At 56.5% G+C, this 19669-nt stretch carries 17 protein-coding genes; 7 read left to right on the top strand and 10 right to left on the bottom strand.

The genetic code is table 11. The features are described from left to right. Positions 1–101: 101 nt before the first annotated feature. The 4 genes from DEM27_RS25925 to DEM27_RS25910 form a co-directional block, all read right to left on the bottom strand. Complete coding sequence (locus tag DEM27_RS25925; protein ID WP_109461141.1) at positions 102–1637, bottom strand: amidase; 1536 nt, start codon at positions 1635–1637, stop codon at positions 102–104. 63 nt (positions 1638–1700) lie between these two features. Next, positions 1701–2549: an ABC transporter permease gene (locus DEM27_RS25920; protein ID WP_109461140.1), complete on the bottom strand. Its 849-nt coding sequence runs from the start codon at positions 2547–2549 to the stop codon at positions 1701–1703. Further along, positions 2546–3382 (bottom strand): ABC transporter ATP-binding protein, encoded by an 837-nt coding sequence (locus DEM27_RS25915; RefSeq protein WP_165823606.1) that lies wholly within the window; start codon positions 3380–3382, stop codon positions 2546–2548. The genes DEM27_RS25920 and DEM27_RS25915 overlap by 4 nt, the downstream gene beginning before the upstream one ends. Positions 3383–3438: 56 nt before the next feature. Beyond that, entirely contained in the window at positions 3439–4485 is a 1047-nt protein-coding gene (locus DEM27_RS25910) for an ABC transporter substrate-binding protein (RefSeq protein ID WP_109461139.1), read from the bottom strand. Positions 4486–4828: 343 nt separating this feature from the next. On the opposite strand from DEM27_RS25910, the gene DEM27_RS25905 reads away from it, so the two are divergent. Further along, positions 4829–5485: a GntR family transcriptional regulator gene (locus DEM27_RS25905; RefSeq protein ID WP_245446120.1), complete on the top strand. Its 657-nt coding sequence runs from the start codon at positions 4829–4831 to the stop codon at positions 5483–5485. Between the two features lie 69 nt (positions 5486–5554). Here DEM27_RS25905 and DEM27_RS25900 read toward each other — a convergent pair whose 3' ends face one another. From DEM27_RS25900 to DEM27_RS25890, 3 genes are read right to left on the bottom strand one after another with little or no spacing between them, the layout of a single operon-like run. After that, complete coding sequence (locus tag DEM27_RS25900; RefSeq protein WP_109461138.1) at positions 5555–7051, bottom strand: amidase; 1497 nt, start codon at positions 7049–7051, stop codon at positions 5555–5557. A gap of 39 nt (positions 7052–7090) precedes the next feature. Continuing rightward, positions 7091–7834, bottom strand: coding sequence for an enoyl-CoA hydratase/isomerase family protein (locus DEM27_RS25895; protein ID WP_109461137.1), 744 nt, complete (start codon positions 7832–7834; stop codon positions 7091–7093). Continuing rightward, the gene (locus DEM27_RS25890; RefSeq protein ID WP_109461136.1) at positions 7827–9434 is read right to left on the bottom strand and encodes a CoA-transferase; all 1608 of its coding nucleotides are present in this window, start codon (positions 9432–9434) and stop codon (positions 7827–7829) included. Before DEM27_RS25890 ends, DEM27_RS25895 begins: the two co-directional genes overlap by 8 nt. 303 nt (positions 9435–9737) lie before the next feature. On the opposite strand from DEM27_RS25890, the gene DEM27_RS25885 reads away from it, so the two are divergent. From DEM27_RS25885 to DEM27_RS25865, 5 genes are all read left to right on the top strand, one after another. Then, complete coding sequence (locus DEM27_RS25885) at positions 9738–11012, top strand: urea ABC transporter substrate-binding protein (protein ID WP_128755572.1); 1275 nt, start codon at positions 9738–9740, stop codon at positions 11010–11012. Positions 11013–11179: 167 nt separating this feature from the next. Next, positions 11180–12043: a branched-chain amino acid ABC transporter permease gene (locus DEM27_RS25880; protein ID WP_165823604.1), complete on the top strand. Its 864-nt coding sequence runs from the start codon at positions 11180–11182 to the stop codon at positions 12041–12043. A 9-nt stretch (positions 12044–12052) separates the two neighbouring features. Further along, on the top strand, positions 12053–13141 hold the full coding sequence (locus DEM27_RS25875) for a branched-chain amino acid ABC transporter permease (protein WP_109461133.1): 1089 nt from the start codon (positions 12053–12055) through the stop codon (positions 13139–13141). Beyond that, positions 13141–13866, top strand: a complete 726-nt coding sequence (locus DEM27_RS25870) for an ABC transporter ATP-binding protein (RefSeq protein ID WP_109461132.1) — start codon at positions 13141–13143, stop codon at positions 13864–13866. Before DEM27_RS25875 ends, DEM27_RS25870 begins: the two co-directional genes overlap by 1 nt. A gap of 10 nt (positions 13867–13876) precedes the next feature. Further along, positions 13877–14581, top strand: coding sequence for an ABC transporter ATP-binding protein (locus tag DEM27_RS25865; RefSeq protein WP_109461131.1), 705 nt, complete (start codon positions 13877–13879; stop codon positions 14579–14581). A gap of 199 nt (positions 14582–14780) precedes the next feature. Here DEM27_RS25865 and DEM27_RS25860 read toward each other — a convergent pair whose 3' ends face one another. Next, entirely contained in the window at positions 14781–16349 is a 1569-nt protein-coding gene (locus DEM27_RS25860) for an FAD-dependent oxidoreductase (protein WP_109461130.1), read from the bottom strand. Between the two features lie 42 nt (positions 16350–16391). Between DEM27_RS25860 and DEM27_RS25855 the strand changes: the two genes are divergently transcribed. Continuing rightward, positions 16392–16883: a MarR family winged helix-turn-helix transcriptional regulator gene (locus tag DEM27_RS25855; protein ID WP_245446117.1), complete on the top strand. Its 492-nt coding sequence runs from the start codon at positions 16392–16394 to the stop codon at positions 16881–16883. A 460-nt stretch (positions 16884–17343) separates the two neighbouring features. On the opposite strand, the gene DEM27_RS25850 is transcribed toward DEM27_RS25855, so the two are convergent. Next, positions 17344–18213, bottom strand: coding sequence for a DUF3313 domain-containing protein (locus tag DEM27_RS25850; protein WP_109461128.1), 870 nt, complete (start codon positions 18211–18213; stop codon positions 17344–17346). An 89-nt stretch (positions 18214–18302) separates the two neighbouring features. Next, positions 18303–19628, bottom strand: a complete 1326-nt coding sequence (locus tag DEM27_RS25845; protein ID WP_165823602.1) for an MFS transporter — start codon at positions 19626–19628, stop codon at positions 18303–18305. Positions 19629–19669: the final 41 nt, after the last annotated feature.

Here is a 19669-nt window from a genome sequence, read left to right as displayed (position 1 = left end):
AGCAAGCAAATTTCCGCCGGATCGCATGCTGAGTGCGGCGAGCCGGCGAAGGAAAACGGTGGCGCGATTTAACGGTAGCTTCTTGGCAGGACGGGAGGATTTTAGGCCTCGTCAGACTGTCTACCCGATTGAGAAATGCCTTGTGTCTCGAAGGCCTTTGCGACGGCTAAAATTGTCTGCTCTTCAAAATGCCGACCGACAATCATCATGCCGACAGGCATGCCTCCAACCGTTGCGCAAGGAATGGACAGGGCAGGATGGCCTGTCGCGTCGAAGGTCGCAGTGTTGGGCATCATGTTAAGCGCAATCTCCATGGTCCGTCCAAGCGAAGCCTCCGGCTCGTGACGTGGCGCGGTGGTGGGTGTCGTCGGCATGACGAGAATATCGACTTCGCTGAGCGCTTGGTCGTAGGCTGCACGGAGCTTTCGCCGAAGATTTTGCGCCTTCGCATAGAACACACCGCCGGTCTGCTCGGCGAGATAGTGCCCGAGTAGAATGACGCCCTTGACGGTAGGCGAAAAGAGCTGTGCTTTCTCAAGCTTGGCTTTTCGATAGAAATCGATGAGTCCGATATCCTGGAGTGCTTGCGAGCCGTAGGCTATGACGTTGTCGCGAACCATGACGCTCCAAGCGCCCTCGGTGGCTATTCCCGTCCAGACATCGAGACCGTGAAGGTGCATCGGGACGGAAACCTGTTTCACTGTCATTCCCAACTTTCGAAAGGTCTCGGTGGCCTGCCGAACGGCGTCGTCGACATCGGGATCCGAGAGCCCTTCCCATCCGAAACCCTCCTTGAGAATGCCGACACGCAAGCCTGCGATATTGGCTTCGAGCGCGGTGCTGTATGAGGGAAGTGCATGGGGTACCTCGATCTGACGGGCATCCAGACCATCCCGCCCGGCGATCACGTCAAGCATCAGGGCGATGTCGTCAACCGTTCGCGCCATAGGTCCGAGGTGATCGAGACTGGGCTCGATGGGAAATGCGCCGGTATAGGGAACCAGCCCCCAGCTCGGCTTCAGTCCGACGACGCCGCACCACGATGCTGGAATGCGAACGGAACCGCCCTGATCCCCTCCTATCGCGATATCACATTCATTCGCAGCGAGAAGCGCGCCGTTTCCGCTCGATGAACCGCCGGACATCCGCTTTGTGTCCAACGGATTGAGTACCGGTCCGGGATATGAGGTATGTGAGCCTCCGGAGAAGCAGAGATTTTCGGAGACTGCCTTGCCTGCGATCTCGGCACCCGCTGCCAGTATGCGGGCGACGACGGTGGCATCCGCTTCGGAAACATAGCCTTCCATTATCTCGGATCCGTTCAGAAGCGGAACGCCTGCAACCGAGATATTGTCCTTGATCGCAATCCGTTTGCCATGCAACGCCCCATCTTCTCGGGTCCGGATCGATGTTTTCCATGCCCATGCGCCATATGCGTTTTTTTCTGGAAGGGGAGCATGCCCATGGTCCCGATCACGCGTTCGGACGGTAGAGTCCGAAAGATTCTCTATCGTTGTGTAAGATGCCAGCGATTTTGCTATCGACTGCTGGAAGGCTCCAATTTCTGCATCGTTCAGAACGAAATGATTTGCTTCCGCAATGCGGTGAAGATCTTGATCGGTCGGTTGTTTCAGCATCGTGCTCCCCATCAACTGGTTATGTCTCGGCCAGCCGCCAGAAGGGTGGCTGGCCGTAGTTTTCTAGCGGCTGCCGGCGCTCTTCCACTTCAGCAGGAAGCGCTCCAAGACACCCACGGCCATGCTCAGGACAAAGGCAAGAATCATCAGGCTGAAGATGCCCAAAAGAACGAGCGGAATGTTGTAGTTCGCGCCTGCAATGAGGATGATGTTGCCGAGGCCTGCCTCAGAGGAAATGTATTCGCCGATCACAGCGCCGATGAGGGCGAAACCTACATTCAGCTTTGCGGCAGCGACGACCCACCCATAAGATGACGGGATGACAACCTTGGTAAAGATCTGGATCTTGGTTGCGCCGAAAGACCTCAGAAGTTTGATGAGATCCTTGTCGACCTGCTGAGCTCCTTCATAGGCCTGAAGAAGCGCGACGATGACGCAGGAGACGGTCGCCAGGATGATCTTGGATTCGATTCCAACTCCAAACCAGATGATGATCAGCGGGCCCAGGGCAAGCACCGGAACCGAGCCAAGAGCGAGAATGTAGACGCCCATAACGCGCGCAACGAAGCGTGAGTACCAGAGACCAAGCCCGATAGCGGTGCCGATCACGCTCCCGAGAAGAAAACCGATGATTGTCTCAAGTCCGGTCACGTAGGCTCCATACAGGAGAGAGCCGTTCTCTATTCGGGCCATCGCCAGTTTTAGAACCTGTGAGGGCGAGCCAAACAGAAACGTGCTTATGCTGCCCGTTCTCGCCCCCCATTCCCAGGCGCCGAAAAGCAAGACCGCGATCAACAATTGAACAACACGAACGAGGACACTTTCACGCCGCTCGCGGCGCTCAATCTCACGGGCCGCATTTCGTTCATCAGTGGCTTTGACGGGGAATTGATTTTGAACAGCGTCCGTCATTGTGCACGCTCCTTCCTCAGATCTGTGACGACCTCGAGCTGATTCCAGATGGCAGCGTAGTGCGTATGGAATTCAGGGTTCTTGCGGGCGTCGATGGGGGATTCACGCTTCATGTTGAGGCGAATGGTTCGCAGATCTCGAACGGTACCGGGACCCTTACTCAAAATGTAGACCTTGTCAGCGATGGACACGGCTTCTTCAATATCGTGGGTGATAAACAGAACCGTGCGCTTCAGTTCCCGCACCATCTCGAGCAGATCGGCCTCAAGGGCGACACGCGTCGGATAATCCAGTGACTGAAAGGGCTCATCCATGAGGATGATGTCCTGCCCCATGACCAGCGTCCGCATGAGCGCGACCCGCTGGCGCATACCGCCCGATAGAGCTGCTGGATAGCTGTCGCGATATTTTTCCAGCCCGAAGAGTTTCAGATAGGCAATCGCTTTCTCCCGGGCTTCCACAGAAGGTTGTCGCTGGATCTCAAGCCCAATAGTGACGTTTTGCAAGATCGTTCGCCATGGAATGAGCAGGTCCTTTTGCTGCATGTATCCCATGCGACCGGCAATGCCTGCTTGGACAGGCGTGCCGTCAACCAGAACCTCGCCAGAGGTCGGATCGAGCAAGCCGGCGATAATATTGAAAAGTGTGCTCTTTCCACACCCGCTGGGACCGACGATGCAGGTGAATTCCTGGTCGCGTGCGACGAGGTCGATATGGCGCAAAGCTTGAACCGTGCCTTCCTTCGTAGCAAATGATTTGGAAACGGATTTGACCTCTACGCGGGCTCGAGGTTCGGTTGACCCGAGAGCCTCAGATTTGTTTTCTGCACTCATGATATTCCCCTCCGAAAGGGCATGTGGGTGCTTTCCCACATGCCTGATCACCGCTGTTACTGGGTTACAGTCTTGGCGATCGGACGGGGCTCGGACCATTCGATCCGCCCCAGCGTGCGATAGGCAGACAAAGCAGCCGTATTATCGAGGCCATCTTCCACCGTTGCTGCCTTTTTGATCGTACCGACGAAGACGTGCATCTTCTGATTGGCCGTGAAGGCGTTGTATTCTGCAAAAGCATGTTCGGGATAAGCCAGTTCGGAGATCATCCGTTCGACTGCTTTACGGACGATTTTCTCGTCAAGGTCGGGAAACTCGCGGATGGCGATTTTAACGGCCTCCTCGGGGTAACGATAAATATACTGGCTCGCCTTCTCAAAGGCGTTCATTACCTTTTGGTGCGTCTGCGGATTTTTCTCAATGAAAGCCTGTGTCGTGTTGAGGCTCGAAAAAAGATACGGCCTGGAAGCTGCAGCAAACGAGAACGCAACGTGCAAGCCTTGGTCCTCCGCCTGCTCTACCACTGGCGGATAGGACAGCCCAATGTCCGTTTGGCCTGCAAATACCGACGCCATTTCGCTGCCGATCGGGACCTGCACGTTCGTGTATGTGCTACCCGACGGCTTGATATCAAGGCGCTGCGCCAGGTCTGTTAGACGAGCCCAGCCGGAGTCCGGCTGTGGTTGTGTCGAAATTTTGTAGCCCTTAGATAGAAGGTCAGAGAAATTAGCGGTCAGCTTGATGTCTGAGTTCTTGGCAAGCGCGTAGATGGTCTCAGCGTTGCAAATGGTGCCGACCACAACACCAGGCCCACCTTGTTCTCGGCTAATAGTCGGGAAAACCGGGTCTTGAATTGAGTAATCAGCACTGCCGCCCAGGACGGCAGACCAGGCCTGCGAGCCGCCGCCACCCGTTGTAACCTTGACATCGACACCCTCCTCTTCGAAGAACCCGGCGTCATGTGCCACGTAGAGGCTGAGGTAGAGCAACGACTGGAAGGCCTGATTGATGCGTACTGACTTGGCTTCCTCTGCCATGGCCGGACTGACAAATACTAGCGCTGCCGACATTGTTGCAGCTGTACATATGGTTCGAATGTTCATAGTTCCCGCTCCGTTTCTTTGTTGATTTCTGCTGAGCTTTTTTCTCGGCGTAAAGGATGCAGCTTGGCCATCTTACGGCCTTCTGAGCAGCGATTTAGACTGAGTGCCTCACTGGGCGACCATTAGTATGTCAGATGATTTTTTGGGCGCAAGGTCTTTTTTAACCTTCGCTGCTGATCTCGCCGCTCCGGGGAGGAGATTTGCCTCTTTCGCGGCGGTCGTCGTGGCAAATGACTAAAAATATTGTCGGTCACTGGACGCCACTGATATACAACTGATAAGCAAAGTTGAGCGATGGCCAACTTGTCATCGGGAAGAAGACGGTGTGAAATTGGAGATGAAGTTGAAAGCAAAGATCGACCAGGAATCGATGGCGGAGAAAGCGTATCGTCGCATCGAAGAAATGATCGTGATGCAGGACCTCTCGCCCGGCTCAATGATTTCAGAAGCGCAACTCGGCCAGGAACTCGGTTGCGGGAGGACTCCCGTTCGGGAAGCTTTGCAGCGGCTGAAGCTTGAGGGATATATTGATGTTCATCCTCGGCGGGGAGCGCTGGTCACCCCGGTCGACGTCTTGAAGCAATTGGAGCTTTTGGAGGTACGACGCTCGTTGGAAGACCTCGGCGCCCGCCTTGCCTCGGTGCGTGCAACTGGTGCAGAGAGGCGCAGGTTGATCGAACTAGCAGACGAGATCGACGCCGCGGCGAGCACTGGCGACCGCGCAAAGTTCTACGAAGCGAACAAAGCCATTCACGAGATGGTGGCAGCGGCGACCCACAACGAGACGTTCGAGAAAACGATCAGGGCCGTCCACGGCCTCTCCCGGCGTTTTTGGTATGCCTATATTGGGGAGGAGCAGATGAAGGGCGCCGCCAAGCTTCATGCCAAAGTCGTCACGTCCATTGCCCACAACGCTCCCGCTGACGCTGCCGAACAAGTTGTCCAACTCATGGACTATCTTGAAAGCCTAACCAGAATGGCAATCGAGCGACGCATCTAAAGCAACCAAGCCCGGGCCGCCGGATGAGGCCTGGGCTTGGTCGTGGAACGCGGTAAGACTGCGGGCGGCCTAAGCTGAGGCCCTCTCAAACACATCGGCGACAGCAAGCAGCTTTTCGTCTTCGAATTTCCTGCCGACGAGCATCATGCCCACCGGTAGTCCAGCGGATGTCCCGCAGGGGACGCTCAGCGCAGGATGTCCCGTCATGTTGAAGGGTGCGGTGTTCGCCACCATGTTCCATCCCGCAAGCACAAGTTCTTCCGGAGACTGGTCCGGATTGTAAATGTGCGCCTTCATTGGCGTTGTCGGCATCAGCAAAATATCGACTTGTTCCAACAACATATCGTACCCTGCCCGCAGCGCGGCTCGCATATTCTGTGCCTTGGCGTAGAAGCGCCCTTGATAGTCTTCACGCAGATAAGTTCCAAGCATCAGATTGAATTTCGCTTGCAGGGGCATTCGATCGCCCCTTTCCTGCATGCCGGTGCCGAAAGCCTGAGAGAGTTCCGGATTGTAGGCACCATCCCAATGGTGCCCATGACCATTGCCCTGGAAGGTCGCCGTCACGCCTTCGGCAAACACCCCCCAAACAATCGGCCCAGCCTTTGCGTGGCCGGGATAGGAAACTTCGATGATCGTCGCTCCAAGCGTTTCAAGCGCTTTTGCTGCGCCTAGCACGGTTGCATCAACGTCTGGCTCGGAGCCGGCCGTGCCAAAACCTTCGCGTAGGATGCCTATCCTGATGCCGCTCAGGTTCTTCCGGTCAAGCGCGCCGACATAGTCGACAACAGTAACCTCCCGCTGTCGCGGATCAAGCGGGTCCTTGCCCGCGATCGCGGCAAGCGTCTCAGCCACCTCTCGCGCCGTTCGGGCCATTGGACCGGTGTGGTCGAAGGTGAGATCGTATCCGAGAATGCCAGTATACGGCACAAGCCCGTAGGTTGGCTTCAATCCGACCACACCGCACCAGGACGCGGGAATCCGGATCGATCCCGCTTGGTCTCCACCGATGGTAATATCGACCTCGCCGGAGAGCAAGGCTGCCGCCGAGCCACCCGATGAGCCACCTGCGAGCCTCGTCTCGTCGTGTGGATTGCGTGTGGGTCCATGTGCGCTGGTATCACCCGCGCCAGAGAAGGCAAGATTATCCATATTTACAACGGCAACGATCTCGGCGCCTGCGGAAAGCAGGCGCGATACGATCGTTGCATCCTGTTGCGGGGTGAACTCGAGAACATCCGAACCGCACGTCATCGGCACGCCAGCGATGCTGATGTTGTCCTTGATGCCGATCCGCTTGCCGTGAAGCGGACCCTCGCTCGCGCCGCGTATGGACAGCTTGCGGACAAAGGAGTTGCAAAAATTCTCATGCGGCGCGGGTCGATGGCCTGGATCTCGCGTCGGCGGGACGCTTTGGGAAACTGGGCTCGCTTCTAGAGCGTCGTACTGCTCGAGAATATGGTCGAACAGCGCCGTATATGAACCCTCCTCTTCCGAACCGATGGAGAAATGGTTGGCGCTTGCAAGTTTGTGAAGCCGGTCGATGCTGGGGCGACGGATGCTCATTGACTATTCTCCCTTTGTCTGTCTGCCGTGCGGTGCCGGCTATTTCTTGACGGCAAATTTTTTCAGCGTAGCTGCGGCCGCCTCATGGGCACAGTTTTCTGCAAATATCTCCCCGGCCTGCGCGTCCCACACTTCTGCCGCCCCCAGTACTTCCGCCTGGAAATAGCGCTTGGTGGATTTTACCGCCACGCGCGGCAGGGCAGCGAGGCGGGCGGCAATCTCCCGCGCCTTTTCAAGGGCCCCATCCGGCGGGGTCAAGTAGTCAGCAACGCCCAATTTGCATGCTGTGGCGCCGTCCAGAACCTCATAACCCCAGACGAGCTGACGAGCTGTCGTCATTCCGACGCGGCTTGCAAGCGCCTTCAGTCCCCAAGGCGGCAGCCATCCGTTGGGGACCTCTGGCAGGCTCCACTTTGCAGTCTCGGCCGTGACGACAAGATCGCATGACATCGCTAGGATAAACCCTCCACCCAGGGCGTGCCCCTCGACGGCCGCGATGACAGGAAGATCGAGAAGCCCGATCGCGCGAGCCATGCGTGCGGTATGGGCTTCGTGGCGAACCATCCCGCTGACGTCCATGGTGCCGAGTTCTTTGAGGTCACTTCCCGCGCAGAAGCTTGGGGCGGCGCCCGTCAGGACGACTGCGCCGATATCGGCATCTCCGCCTAGTTGGAGGAACTTTTCTTCGAGCATCTCGACTAGTTCCGTGCCCAGAGCGTTGCGGCGTGTCGGGCGGTTGATCGTCAGGATGGCGACGCGGTTTTCGATGGCCAGATCAAGCATTGGCTACCTCCTCCGTTTGGGCTACTGCAGCCGTCTGCAGGAAAAGCGAGCGGTCCATAAGTGGCAGCGGATCGGCAATTTCCGCCGGGGCGTAATCCATCCGTTCCAACACATCACGCCTTACATCGACACCAGGCGCGATCTCCGACAATCTTAGCCCGCGCGGCGTGACATCGAACACGGCGCGTTCCGTGACGATCTTTGCGGTCTGCCCTCTGTCGCGTACGCCGTCCAGCACACGATAGGTGACACTTTCAGCCTGTTTCGCAAACTTCGAGATCCGGCCGTCCTGCAGAATCTTGAGTTTTCCGTCCTCGAAGACTGTTTCCAAGCCGCCGGTCGTGAACGTCCCTGTGAAAACAAGTCGTTCAGCATTGTGAGCGATGTCGATAAAACCGCCAGCGCCAGGATTCGCGGCGCCGAATTTCGATACATTCACGACTCCCTCAGCGTCGAACTGGGCAAACGCGAGGGCGGCAAAACGGCATAAGCCGCCATCGATGGCATCGAACTGATAAAGGCCATCCATGATCGCGTCCGGATTGATGTTCGCAGAGAATTGCCATCCGGACATCACGACGCCACCATAGGATCCGTGCTCGGTCGTAAACCAGTAGTCATGGCCTGATGGATCGTCAAGCATGCCTTCTTCAGCCATTACCAGAGGGATGTCCGCAGAAGCGCCGAACCCAAAAATTGATAGCTCCCGCTTGCGCACCTCATGAGCGGCGCGGCGCGCGATTACCTTGTCTGCGGACATGGCCGGTATTGGCAACTCGCTGATCGGGCGCCGGCTACCTGAAAAGTAGGCGGAATCAAACGGAGTGTGTGACGTCATCATCATGTCCGGAACAACGACGACGTCGTCGACGAAATAACCCGGAACGGAGGTTTGTGAGGCGAGCCGTTTACCGGTCGGAACGATCCGCCGGACCTGTGCAATGACCCGCCCCCCCGACGCCTTGGCCGCCAGGACCAAACCGATGTTCGCCGAAACCAAAGCTTCGTCTTCCCATGACAGGTTGCCGTATTCATCGGCGGACGACGCCCTGACGATCGCGACGTCGATCGGCCATGTCGGATAATAAAGCATCGTGCGACCCTCAAAATCGACCTTCCGGATGAGTTCCTCTGTCGCAAGTGAAGTAAACCGACCGCCGCCAAGTTCCGGATCTGCATAGGTGCCAAGACCAACGTCCGTTAGGTATCCGGGACTCTTGCGTGCCACCTCACGCAACCAGTGCATCGACGCACCGATCGGCCATGAATAGGCTTCGATCTTGTTTTCGCGAATGAGCCGCATCAGTTCCGGCCGCTTCCCGGTCACCGGGTCAACCGGATTGATGTAGGATCCAGCGACTATGCGCTTCATTAAGCCTTCCTTGGCGACGTGGTCCATTCCCCTGATGCCCTGCGCATCACCGGTCCCGCATGGGAAGTAAAACGTCAGGCCGTGCGGCGAACCTGTTTCGGCGAACCGATCACCAAGAGCCTTTAAAACTGCGTCCGGCGTTACCCACCCTATTACGCCGACCGAAGCTACTGTTGCGCCGTCGGCTATGCCGGACACGGCTTCCTGTGAGGAAACAAATCTCATCATCTTTACCTTCCAATGAGGACCGAAACAGTCGCGCGAACCGAAATGCACCGCCTTATCCGGTGCGCGCCCCGCGAAACATGCTACTGACATATCAGTGGTGGACAAGGAAAACAATGTCAGACTGCCTAATTTTTAGCTTATTTGCCTCCGAACTTCGGTAATCGCGTGTGTTGCCTGCAGTTCAACCTACCGGAATTTCGACAGCGATCCGTAATGCGTTGACAGCTGATATGTTAACGGGTTATCAAGGGAGGCTTGGCCATTTGGCCGATCGAGCTTCTTCATAACAAAAAGGGGAATGCCATGAACAACGATGAGAATAGGATGGGAATTACGCGCAAGCAGTTCCTCAGGGGGGTAACGGCAATCGCTGCGGGAAGCTTTGCCGCACCCGCCATCCTGAGCGTGACCTCGCCTGCGCAGGCCGCCGGAGAAGGACCAGTCAAGCTAGGCTTCCTGTTCGATCAATCCGGTGGGTTTGGTGAATACGGCCTTCCTGCCGTGCACGCGGCCGAATTAGCGATCGAGGAAATTAACGCGTCTGGCGGCATCAACGGGCGGGAGGTCGAGGCCGTGATCGTCGATACCCAGTCCGATACCTCCCGGTACGTGTCAATGGCGCGGATGTTGATCGGACGCGATAAGGTCGATGCCATCTTCGGTGCCATTGGTAGCCAGGACCGCGAAGCCATTCGACCGATCGCTCATGCAGCGAAAATCCCCTACTTTTACCCTACCTGTTATGAAGGCGGTGTCGCGGACAATTGGACCTTCTGCACAGGCGTGGTTCCGGAGCAGGGCTTTGCCACGCTCATTCCCTACATGGTCGAGCAGTATGGTGCGAATGTCTATGATCTCGCTGCAGACTACGTTTGGGGTCAACTTTCCACGCTCTGGCTGAATAAATATGTCGGCACGGCCAAGGGTAAGTTGGTCGGTTCGGAGGCCGTCCCGCTCAATGTTTCCGACTTCAACTCGACACTTGGTCGCGTCCAGGCAGCAAAGCCGAACTGGATCTACTCATCGCTGACGGGCAAGGAGCAGAGCGCGTTTTTCACCCAGCGCGCGTCTCTCGGCGTCAACATTCCTCTCTCGGATTTTGTCATCACGCTTGCACAGGCTGGCGGCCATCGCCGCATGAAGTCGCCGGTACTCGCGGGCCTGCATGAGACTTTCAGTTACCTGGAGGAATTGCCAGGCGAGCGTAACGCGGATTTCGTAAAACGTTTCCGAGCAAAGTTCCCCGACGAAGTATTCATTAGTCAACCTGCGCAAAACACCTACGTCGCCGTCCAGCTCTATGCGAAGGCTGCTGCTCTCGCCGGCAACGTTACCCCTATCGAGATCGTCAAGGCGCTTGAAACCGGTATCTCCTATGATGCGCCGGAGGGTACGGTCCGTGTGGATCCGAAGTCCCATCACGTCTCCCACAATGTCCATCTGGGGAAGGTCGCTCAGGATCACACGCTCGAAATTGTCAAGAGCTGGGAAAACATCGAGCCTTTCTGGCTTGGCAGCATCGGCGTTGATCTGACGAAGAAGTCGGAAAGCCGCCAGTACTCTCCCCTGGACGCGTAACGCAACTCAGCAACCGGTGTGAATGCGCGCTCGGGATTTTCTGAGCGGGCATCGCCAGGGCGCTTCAGCTCGCAGCTTGGCGGAGCGTCCCTGTTATGTGGCTGCCCACTCGTTTGAGGCCTGCCATTGGACCGACTGCCCCCGCAGGCCCCGACATTGGAGAGATCATGTTTGGACTTTTCTATCAAATACTGGCCACTTTCAGCTTTCTCGTTCTGTCGACGACTGGCCTGGCGATTATTTTCGGCGTGATGAACATCATCAATTTCGCTCACGCGTCGTTCATCATGCTGGGTGCCGTGGTGACCGTCTATCTTGTCAGCGCAGCCAATCTGTCAGTCTTCCTTGCTATACCTCTGGCCGCTTTGATTGCGGCAGCGGTAGGCGCATTCCTGGAAATGACGCTGATCCGCAGGCTGTACAATCGAAAGCTCGACTGCCTGCTTGCGACATGGGCCATCAATATCATCATCGTACAAGCTGTCTTCCTGTGGCTGGGAACCAGCCAGCCAGGCATCGATCAACCCTTTGGCTCCTTTACGGTAGGAGACGCCGCCTATAACTATTATGAGCTTTTCCTTTTCGGATGCGCAGCTCTCGTGCTTGTGGCGGTATTTCTTCTGTTCCGGTTTACACGCTTTGGCCTGAATGTTCGGGCCGCGATGCAAAACAGGGATATGGCGGAGGGGCTCGGCACCAATACGACAGCGATGTATCTAAAAACATTCGCACTCGGCGCGGGGCTGGCCGGTCTGACTGGTGCCCTATACGCCCCTCTCATGCCGGTCTCGCCGTATTTCGGCGACCGCTTCCTGTGGCGAGCATTCACGGTCTTGATCGTTGGGGGGGCGGATCCACTGATTGGGCCCCTGATGTCGAGCGTAGCGCTCGGCAGTGTGTATGGGGGCCTGACGTGGCTTTGGGACTCCGTTGCCGGTTCGATCGGCATTCTTCTGATCACGATGATCTTCATCCGGGTTCTGCCCCAAGGTTTTACCGGCCTCTGGGACATCCTGCGGGCAAAAAAGTGAAATAACGCCATGCGCTCGAAGTTTTTCGACTTTATTACTGCCTTGAATGGCCCCCAAACCGTAGGCTCCTCGCCTCTTTACTGGAGGAGCTTTGCCATTGTCTGTGCCCTGTTGCTCCTGTACCCGATCATTGGCGAGGACTATGCTGTCTCGAACAACGGCTTCCTCATGGTTTGGGTTTTCCTCGGATTGAGCGTGTGTATCCTCTGGGGTTACACCGGGATATTCAGCTTCGGGCAAACAGCCTTTTTCGGCCTGGCTGGCTATGTCTATGGGGTGGTGAGTATCAACATCCCACCCGAATACAGCATGCTTGCGGCCGTTTGCGGCATCGCCCTGATTATGTTGCTGTCCGCGATCGTCGGCTATGTCATCTTTTATGGCGGAATTTCATCGCTCTACATCGCGATCTTTACTCTAATGCTGACGCTGCTTGCCGAAACTCTGCTCAGCCGAACGTCCGGCCCGCAGTTTCGCATTGGATCAGCTTTGCTGGGTGGCTCCAATGGAATGGTCGGCATTCCGCCGCTACAGATCGGCAGTGGAGATTTCGCCATCGTGTTCGTCGATAAACCGTTCTTCTGGCTGGTCGCGGCCCTGCTCATTCTTGTCTTTCTCGGGCTGCGCTTCTTGCTGAATTCCAACTGGGGTTATCTTATGGTTGCCACCCGCGAAGATCCCCTGCGCACCCAGCTGTTCGGTTATGATATTCGTCGAATACAATTGATGACCTATATCATTGCCGGAGGCATTGCCGCTCTGGGTGGCGTACTCTTTGCATCCTGGAATAATTTTATCGCACCATCGTCGATGGGCATGACGGCGGCGACCCTGCCGATCATCTGGGTTGCAGCTGGTGGGCGTGCGAGTATTCAGGCTGTCACGATTTCCACGTTCACCCTTCAATGGATCAATCAGCAACTCGCCTATGGCGGCGGAGAGTATTCGCTGATGTTCTTTGCTATCCTGTTGCTCTGCACTGTCATGCTCTTCCCTCAGGGAATCGTGACGACCATCGAGATGGCACTGGAAGAATACCTTGAACGACGGCGGGTCGCGCGCCTGGAAAAAAGCCCCCTGCTTGGAGGTCGTCTTTAATGTCCGATCTGGTAACAGTCGAAAATCTTCACAAATCTTTCGGTGGCCTGCAAGTGCTACGCGGAATGAGCTTCGGTGTTCCCGAGGGGGAGATGCGTGTTCTCCTTGGTCCGAACGGATGCGGCAAGTCGACATTTCTCAAAACGATGATCGGTCTGCATCGCCCGAGCGCCGGCGAGATAAGGTTAGCGGGCGAGCGCATCGACGGTTTGCACCCGCATGAGATAGCTCGGCTTGGCGTCAGCACCAAGCTTCAGGTTCCGAGCGTTTTCCGGGAACTCAGCGTCTACCAAAACATCCGCATCGCAGTTCAACGCGAGACAGGTCGAGATGCCCGTTCACGCAACATGGTGATCGATGAGACCCTAGATATGATTGGCCTGATAACGCAGGCTGGAAATCGGGCTGGAAATCTTTCTCACGGACACCAGCAATGGCTCGAGATCGGTATGGCGATTGCCAGTCAACCACGCATCTTGTTGTTGGACGAGCCGACGGCGGGAATGACACCCGAAGAAACGCAGCAGACCGCCCAGATCGTGTTGCGCTTGAATAGGCAGAAAGGCATGACCGTCATCATTGTCGAGCATGATATGGCCTTTGTATCCGCACTCGACGCTCCGATCTTGGTACTCAATCAGGGCTCAATCTTTTTTGAGGGAACGCTTCGGCAGGTCAGAACCCACCAAGGTGTGAAAGAAATCTATTTTGGATCCAGAGCATAGGACAGTGGCCATGTTGCAGATGAACGACATTACCAGTGGCTATGGTAGAACAAAGGTTCTGCACAATCTCAGCCTCAGCATTCCTACGGGAAAGGTGACCGCGATTGTAGGGAGAAACGGGTCGGGTAAAACAACGTTGATCCGGACCATAATGGGCTACAACAAACTCCATTCGGGCACCATCAGCATCGAAGGTAAATCGATCGAGCGCCAGGTGACTGCAGCTCGCGCGCGCGCCGGCCTGGGTTATGTTCCCCAAGGGCGGCACATATTTCCTGACCTGACAGTTGCTGAGAATCTCGAAATGGGAATGAATGTCTCGTCCGACGTTCCCAACCGGAAGCTGCTCATGAAGGAGATCCATGCGATGTTCCCGATTCTTGATGAGCGTCGACGGCAAAAAGGTGGCACCATGTCGGGCGGCCAGCAGCAGATGGTCGCGATAGGTCGCGCTTTGGTTGGCAATCCCAAACTTCTTCTGCTGGACGAACCTTCAGAAGGAATCCAGCCGTCCATCGTCGGGGAAATTGAACAACATATTGTCCGGCTGCGCGATCGGATGGGATTGACGATTCTCGTAGCTGAGCAAGATGTGACCCTGATTAAGACCGTTGCCGATATCTGCCACGTGCTTGATATGGGGCGGATCATAGCCACCTTGAAAAGAGAGGAATTTGCTGGGACCGATGCACTCGAGCAGCATCTTGCGCTTTGAGCGAAATTGGTACTGGTCCGCATCAAGGCTTCCTACAAAACCTATGACGTGAAGGCGGATACTCTATCGAGCCGTCGGCCGCCATCAAAATCAGATGGCTCACTAGGCCGGCTCACGTCCTTGTCGCTCAGTGTGGTTATTGTCGCAGGACTAGACAGTCACCACGGTTCATCGGACTCCGCGTGTTCAAGCGGTGGCTTCACCCAATATCGCAATCGCTGAGGGAGCAAGGGGCTTTGGTCGGCGGGTCTTTCAGGTCGGGCGCAAAACAGTCCGCCCTTGTCAGCACTTCTTTAAAGAGCCACTGCAGTTTTGCAGTATCGCTGGAAGCCACGATCGCCCCGACATATCCATCAGGCCGAACGAGCACCCATTCGCCCGATGAGAGTCCGTACGCCTCACGGAAGTGGGCCTTGTCATCTTCAAGTTCGCATCCGTTACCGATCCGATGGATGCGAAGGCCCTTCTGACCGGTTATCACATCACCCACCGTTTCATAGCCAATCAGGGTCCAGTGGGGCCCTTGAAACAGGTCGAAGAGGCGACGGGTAGATCCTGCGGCACCCCGCACCGGCGCATCGGGCGCCCGATCTCCTGCGAGCAGAAGTGCGTCTCTGCCGGGTGGATTGAGCGACAGTGATGACCCTCGATATCCTATATCAAGTTGGCGCACCTCTCGGCCCCGCTGCATTCCGCCTCGTTTCGCTGCCTCGAGCAAACCTGTCGCGAGCCCGAGCATCGCTTCAGCGACGGGGCGACGCTCTTCCTCATAGGTATCAAGCAATTGGTCCGCCGCGCCGCCCAGCACTGCCGCTATCTTCCACCCGAGATTATAAGCGTCTTGTACGCTTGTGTTGAGGCCCTGGCCCCCAGTCGGCGGATGGACATGGGCAGAATCGCCAACAAGGAACACCCGCCCAACCCGGTAACGCTCTGCAAGGCGAGCATTCATCGTATAGGCGGACGCCCAGGATACCGACTGCACCTTAATGTCGCTTCGGCCCGTCTTTTCGGTGATCATTTGTTGCAGCGCTTGGGCGGACAGGTTTACATCGCCCTCCGGCGGAATCGGTGCCTGGATCTGAAAAAGTTCAGTTCCCGCGAGCGGGCAAACTGAAACCATTCGTTGCATATCTCCGCTGTTGAACTGGTGCCAAGCCTGACGGTCAAGCCCCGATAGCGAGACATCTGCTACCAGCGCACGTACACCAAGTGTTCTCCCAGGGAAGTCCACGCCAAGCGAACGTCTTACGAAACTTCCGCCGCCGTCTGCTCCGACAAGATATTCGCAGCGAACGACCTCGTGACCGGATGGTCCAGCAAGGCGGGCGATTACACATTCCTCGTCCTGTTCAAAGGCAACAAGCTCAAGTCCGAACTCGACGTGATGTCCGAGTTCGGCGAGCCGATCACGCATCACCTTTTCCGTGAGAAATTGCGGCACCATCAGAGCGATTTGATAGGGCTCCGCTGGTGTCGGTTCAAATTGCTCGCCCATGTCCTTATCCGAGAACGTGCCATCGTCCCGATACTCGCGCATCCGCGGATAGGTTCCACCTGCCGCGACAATACGATCGATGATTGCCAAGTCCTCGAAGACTTCCTGCGTCCTCGGTTGAATACCTTTGCCGCGCGAGCCCGGGAATGGCTGGTTCATTTTCTCGACGAGGCGGAACGTCACGCCGCGCCGAGCGAGGTCAATGGCAAGCGTGAGGCCGGCAGCGCCCGCACCGCAGATCAAGACGCCGATTACGTTATCAACTTTCATTTTCGCCTCCAATGTGTATGATGCACATATCATCAGGAGGCGTTGCTTGTGTCAACAAAGAAAGTGCAGAATACACATATATTGAAGTCCCTGCCCGAGCTTCATCGTTCTCTCATGGATATTGCCGGGCTGATGAACCGCCCGGAACGGGATGCGCAATTGCTGGAATTGGCAGGCCTTACTCTGGAGCGGGCTTTGTTTCCGCTCCTCGTCGGTATAGAGCGACGCGGACCGATTGGCGTTGTTGAACTTGCCGATGGCATAGGGCGTGACTATACGACCGTCAGTCGCCAAGTAGCGCGTCTCGAGCAACTCGGGCTCGTCGAACGCCGTCCCCTTCCAACCGACAAAAGAGTGCGTGAAGCGATCATAACGGCAAAGGGAAAAGCCGCGACTGACGCTCTCGACAAAGCGCGAGAGAAAATGGCGGTATCCCTCCTGAAGGACTGGACGCGTGAAGACTTCGACCAACTGGTTCGCCTTATGCGGATGTTCGCCGACAGCATCGCCGCCGCGCCCGCGCAAGAAGGTTAGAAGCGACGCCATGTTTGGCAAGTTATCCGAGCCCGCCAGCCCCAGGCCAGTGGGTCAAATCGGTCGGGCGGAGGGTACCGCAAGATTGAACAAGATGGGAAGAGCGGCTAATAAAGATCGGTTCTTTGCATGCCCAAAGGTCGACACGAACGTCGAAGATAAGCTGCCAGTGTCGGCGTGACGGGTCAGGAAGCTCTTGATCGAAGTTCTCCCGCGAGCTCAAAAGCATCGGGCATCGGTCAGTTGGGAGCTTAGTTCATGACAAGGTGGTTCTTGATGATTGATGGCCGTCAGTGAGCGTGCGTTCGTCGCGCGACGGTCGACGCTGCCAGCCTCGCGGTATCGAGTGAAACTTATAGCACTCTGCTGCACAACGGATTGAATGCTGGCCTGGCGCTCCCATGAGAGCCACCAAATGTCACTGCAAGCGTCAGACCACGCGATGCTCGTGCGTTGCCTTCTATTGCGCTTCTGTCGGACGCTGTTTGTCAGTCCAAGACGGCGGCATCCCGACCTGTGAGCCTGCCAAGTCCTTCAGTCCGGGTGACCGGCCAAAAATTTCGCAAGCAGGGTATTTTGGCTTCCCGCCAAGACCCGACTTTATTCGTTGCCCCGACGGGATCTTGGGCAGCCCCTTGAATGGGGTCTTGCCCGTGACCAGCATCTTGGAAAAATCTCCTGCGAAGCTCGCCGCAAGTGAATAAGCGTCGCCAATCTGCGACACTCGCGCATTGGTGGTCACGAAGTTAGCTCCTTTAGCCCATACCATCGCTCCGACCTGCTTGCCTTCTCTCGTCGTGGCTTCTGCCTCGACGGAAAGGCCTCCAAGCCCGAAGGGCAACCTCGGAACAGGCACGCTGGAAAAGACGCTAGCTCCGAGCGACGTCGCTGTAGAGAGACCGGCCACTGTGGGATTGGTTGGGACGATTTGCGTAATGGTTGCGTGAACAATAAGGTCGGCATCGTCCTTCCTACTTACAACCTCGAAACGGTCGCTGACACCGACGCAGAGGGCACGGCTTATCACATTCGCCACCAGCGCTCGATCGGAAGATTTCTTAGCGGATTGAATTGCTGCGCCTGACACCATCGTGGGCTCTATGTAGATTGTTTTAGCGGCGCCGAGATCCCCTGAAGAGACTATATAGTTCGCTTTGGTCGACCGCCCGTTGTTTGGTATCAAGCCTTCGTAGGACGTCAGAGAATTTGCCTGTTCAAGCGGTACAGCCGCGCACCCAACAATCGATAACAGCGACAACGAAAGGATGGCAGACACGATCGGTCGATAATCTGGTGGGATGGTTGCCAAGCCGAGGCAGGGATGTGACATTTCGTTCTCCTGTTGTAATGGTGAAGCTGATGCAACATGGTCGTGCTCAGCGAATGGTCAGCACGCTCGTCTTGAGCCGGCCGTCAACGTCATCTTTCTTCTGGATCGGACTTCTTTGGAAAAAGAGAAAGCAGTCCGACTGCGGCGAGACCCGTTAACGCGAGCGCGACCAGGACCAGGGTCCAGCCGATGTAACTTTGTTGCTTGATCAAAAGTCCGCCGACGATCGGCCCGATGATGTTGATGAGAGAAGCAAGCGATTGGGCGATACCCATGGCGACACCCTGAGAACTGGCGGGCACGATCAGGGTCAGTGCGGCGCCGAGTGTTGGCCTTGCCAGCGCCAGACCCGACGCGGCCGTAAACACGCCCATGGCCAGGCCAGGGATCGTATCGCCGAAACCTATGAGGGCGAAACCGATCGCGAGCAACGCGAATGACGCAGTAGCCAGCGTTCGCTCGTGGAACGTCTTCCTGATGGCGCGCACTAGCACAACCTGAACCAAAATGTTTGTCGCGCCTGCCGCGGTGAACAGGAGCCCGATTTCGGTCGGGCCGAATGGCTCGCCACCCCACTGGTATCGCGCTTGAAGCACGAGCGCGAGTTGTGAAGCGAACAGGCTGAACGCAAGATACAGTATGGCAAGCGCTGTCAGGAGCGCCTTGGCATTGGGAAGCGCGATTAAATCAGCGATCTCACGACAAAATTTCGTCACGCAAAACGGCGCCGCACCAATCGCATCGTCATCCCGATCTTCTCTGCCAAACCAACCTTGGTTGGTCCGACGTTTTCCGTTCGTGTAGGCATACCTATCCAGTCGGCTGAGGGAAGCTTGATCATCCGCGGGAAGGAGAGTTGAAGTCGCTACAATGCTGGCAAGGGAGAGCCCCGCAGCAACCAAGAATGGAATCGCCAGCCCTATCGGGGCGAGTGCGCCACCAAGAGCTGGACCGACCATGGTCCCCAATCCCATCGCCGCGCTTACAAACCCGATTGCTTGTCGGCGGTTCTTTGCTTCGCTCCTATCTGCGACGTAAGCGATAGCTATGGCAACGTTACCCGCCGACAAACCGCCGAGGATGCGGGCCAGGAAAACAACAAGGAGGTTGGGCGACACGGCAAGTAAAAGGAAGCTCGCGCATGTCCCGATCTGACTGACCATAAGTAACCGTTTGCGCCCCGATCTGTCGGAGGCGTTGCCGAGAATGGGCCCAGCAAGAAACTCGCAGATGGCAAAGCTTGCGAATAGAAATCCGATCGTCAGCGGTGTTGCACCGAAATCCTGTGCGTAAAATGGTAGAAGAGGCAGAATGAGACCTGCACTCGCGGTATCCACGACAACGATTGCGAAAATCGGGAGCAAACTCCGCAATTTCTTTCCTGTTGGGCGCTGGACATCAGGTTCGTCTGTCATCGGAGGCTCGCTTTTGATGTAAATCATGCACCGCCTAAGCA

It is taken from the genome of Rhizobium album (genome assembly GCF_003122325.1).
Classification (GTDB): Bacteria; Pseudomonadota; Alphaproteobacteria; order Rhizobiales; family Rhizobiaceae; genus Metarhizobium; species Metarhizobium album.
The sequence above is the reverse complement of the archived record's forward strand: the minus strand, read 5'-3'. Positions and strand labels throughout refer to the sequence as shown.

Coding starts and splice junctions, on each gene's coding strand:
- DEM27_RS25925 (WP_109461141.1), bottom strand. CDS start 1,637: ATGCTGAAACAACCGACCGATCAAGATCTTCACCGCATTGCGGAAGCA.
- DEM27_RS25920 (WP_109461140.1), bottom strand. CDS start 2,549: ATGACGGACGCTGTTCAAAATCAATTCCCCGTCAAAGCCACTGATGAA.
- DEM27_RS25915 (WP_165823606.1), bottom strand. CDS start 3,382: ATGAGTGCAGAAAACAAATCTGAGGCTCTCGGGTCAACCGAACCTCGA.
- DEM27_RS25910 (WP_109461139.1), bottom strand. CDS start 4,485: ATGAACATTCGAACCATATGTACAGCTGCAACAATGTCGGCAGCGCTA.
- DEM27_RS25900 (WP_109461138.1), bottom strand. CDS start 7,051: ATGAGCATCCGTCGCCCCAGCATCGACCGGCTTCACAAACTTGCAAGC.
- DEM27_RS25895 (WP_109461137.1), bottom strand. CDS start 7,834: ATGCTTGATCTGGCCATCGAAAACCGCGTCGCCATCCTGACGATCAAC.
- DEM27_RS25890 (WP_109461136.1), bottom strand. CDS start 9,434: ATGATGAGATTTGTTTCCTCACAGGAAGCCGTGTCCGGCATAGCCGAC.
- DEM27_RS25885 (WP_128755572.1), top strand. CDS start 9,738: ATGAACAACGATGAGAATAGGATGGGAATTACGCGCAAGCAGTTCCTC.
- DEM27_RS25880 (WP_165823604.1), top strand. CDS start 11,180: ATGTTTGGACTTTTCTATCAAATACTGGCCACTTTCAGCTTTCTCGTT.
- DEM27_RS25875 (WP_109461133.1), top strand. CDS start 12,053: ATGCGCTCGAAGTTTTTCGACTTTATTACTGCCTTGAATGGCCCCCAA.
- DEM27_RS25870 (WP_109461132.1), top strand. CDS start 13,141: ATGTCCGATCTGGTAACAGTCGAAAATCTTCACAAATCTTTCGGTGGC.
- DEM27_RS25865 (WP_109461131.1), top strand. CDS start 13,877: ATGTTGCAGATGAACGACATTACCAGTGGCTATGGTAGAACAAAGGTT.
- DEM27_RS25860 (WP_109461130.1), bottom strand. CDS start 16,349: ATGAAAGTTGATAACGTAATCGGCGTCTTGATCTGCGGTGCGGGCGCT.
- DEM27_RS25850 (WP_109461128.1), bottom strand. CDS start 18,213: ATGTCACATCCCTGCCTCGGCTTGGCAACCATCCCACCAGATTATCGA.
- DEM27_RS25845 (WP_165823602.1), bottom strand. CDS start 19,628: ATGACAGACGAACCTGATGTCCAGCGCCCAACAGGAAAGAAATTGCGG.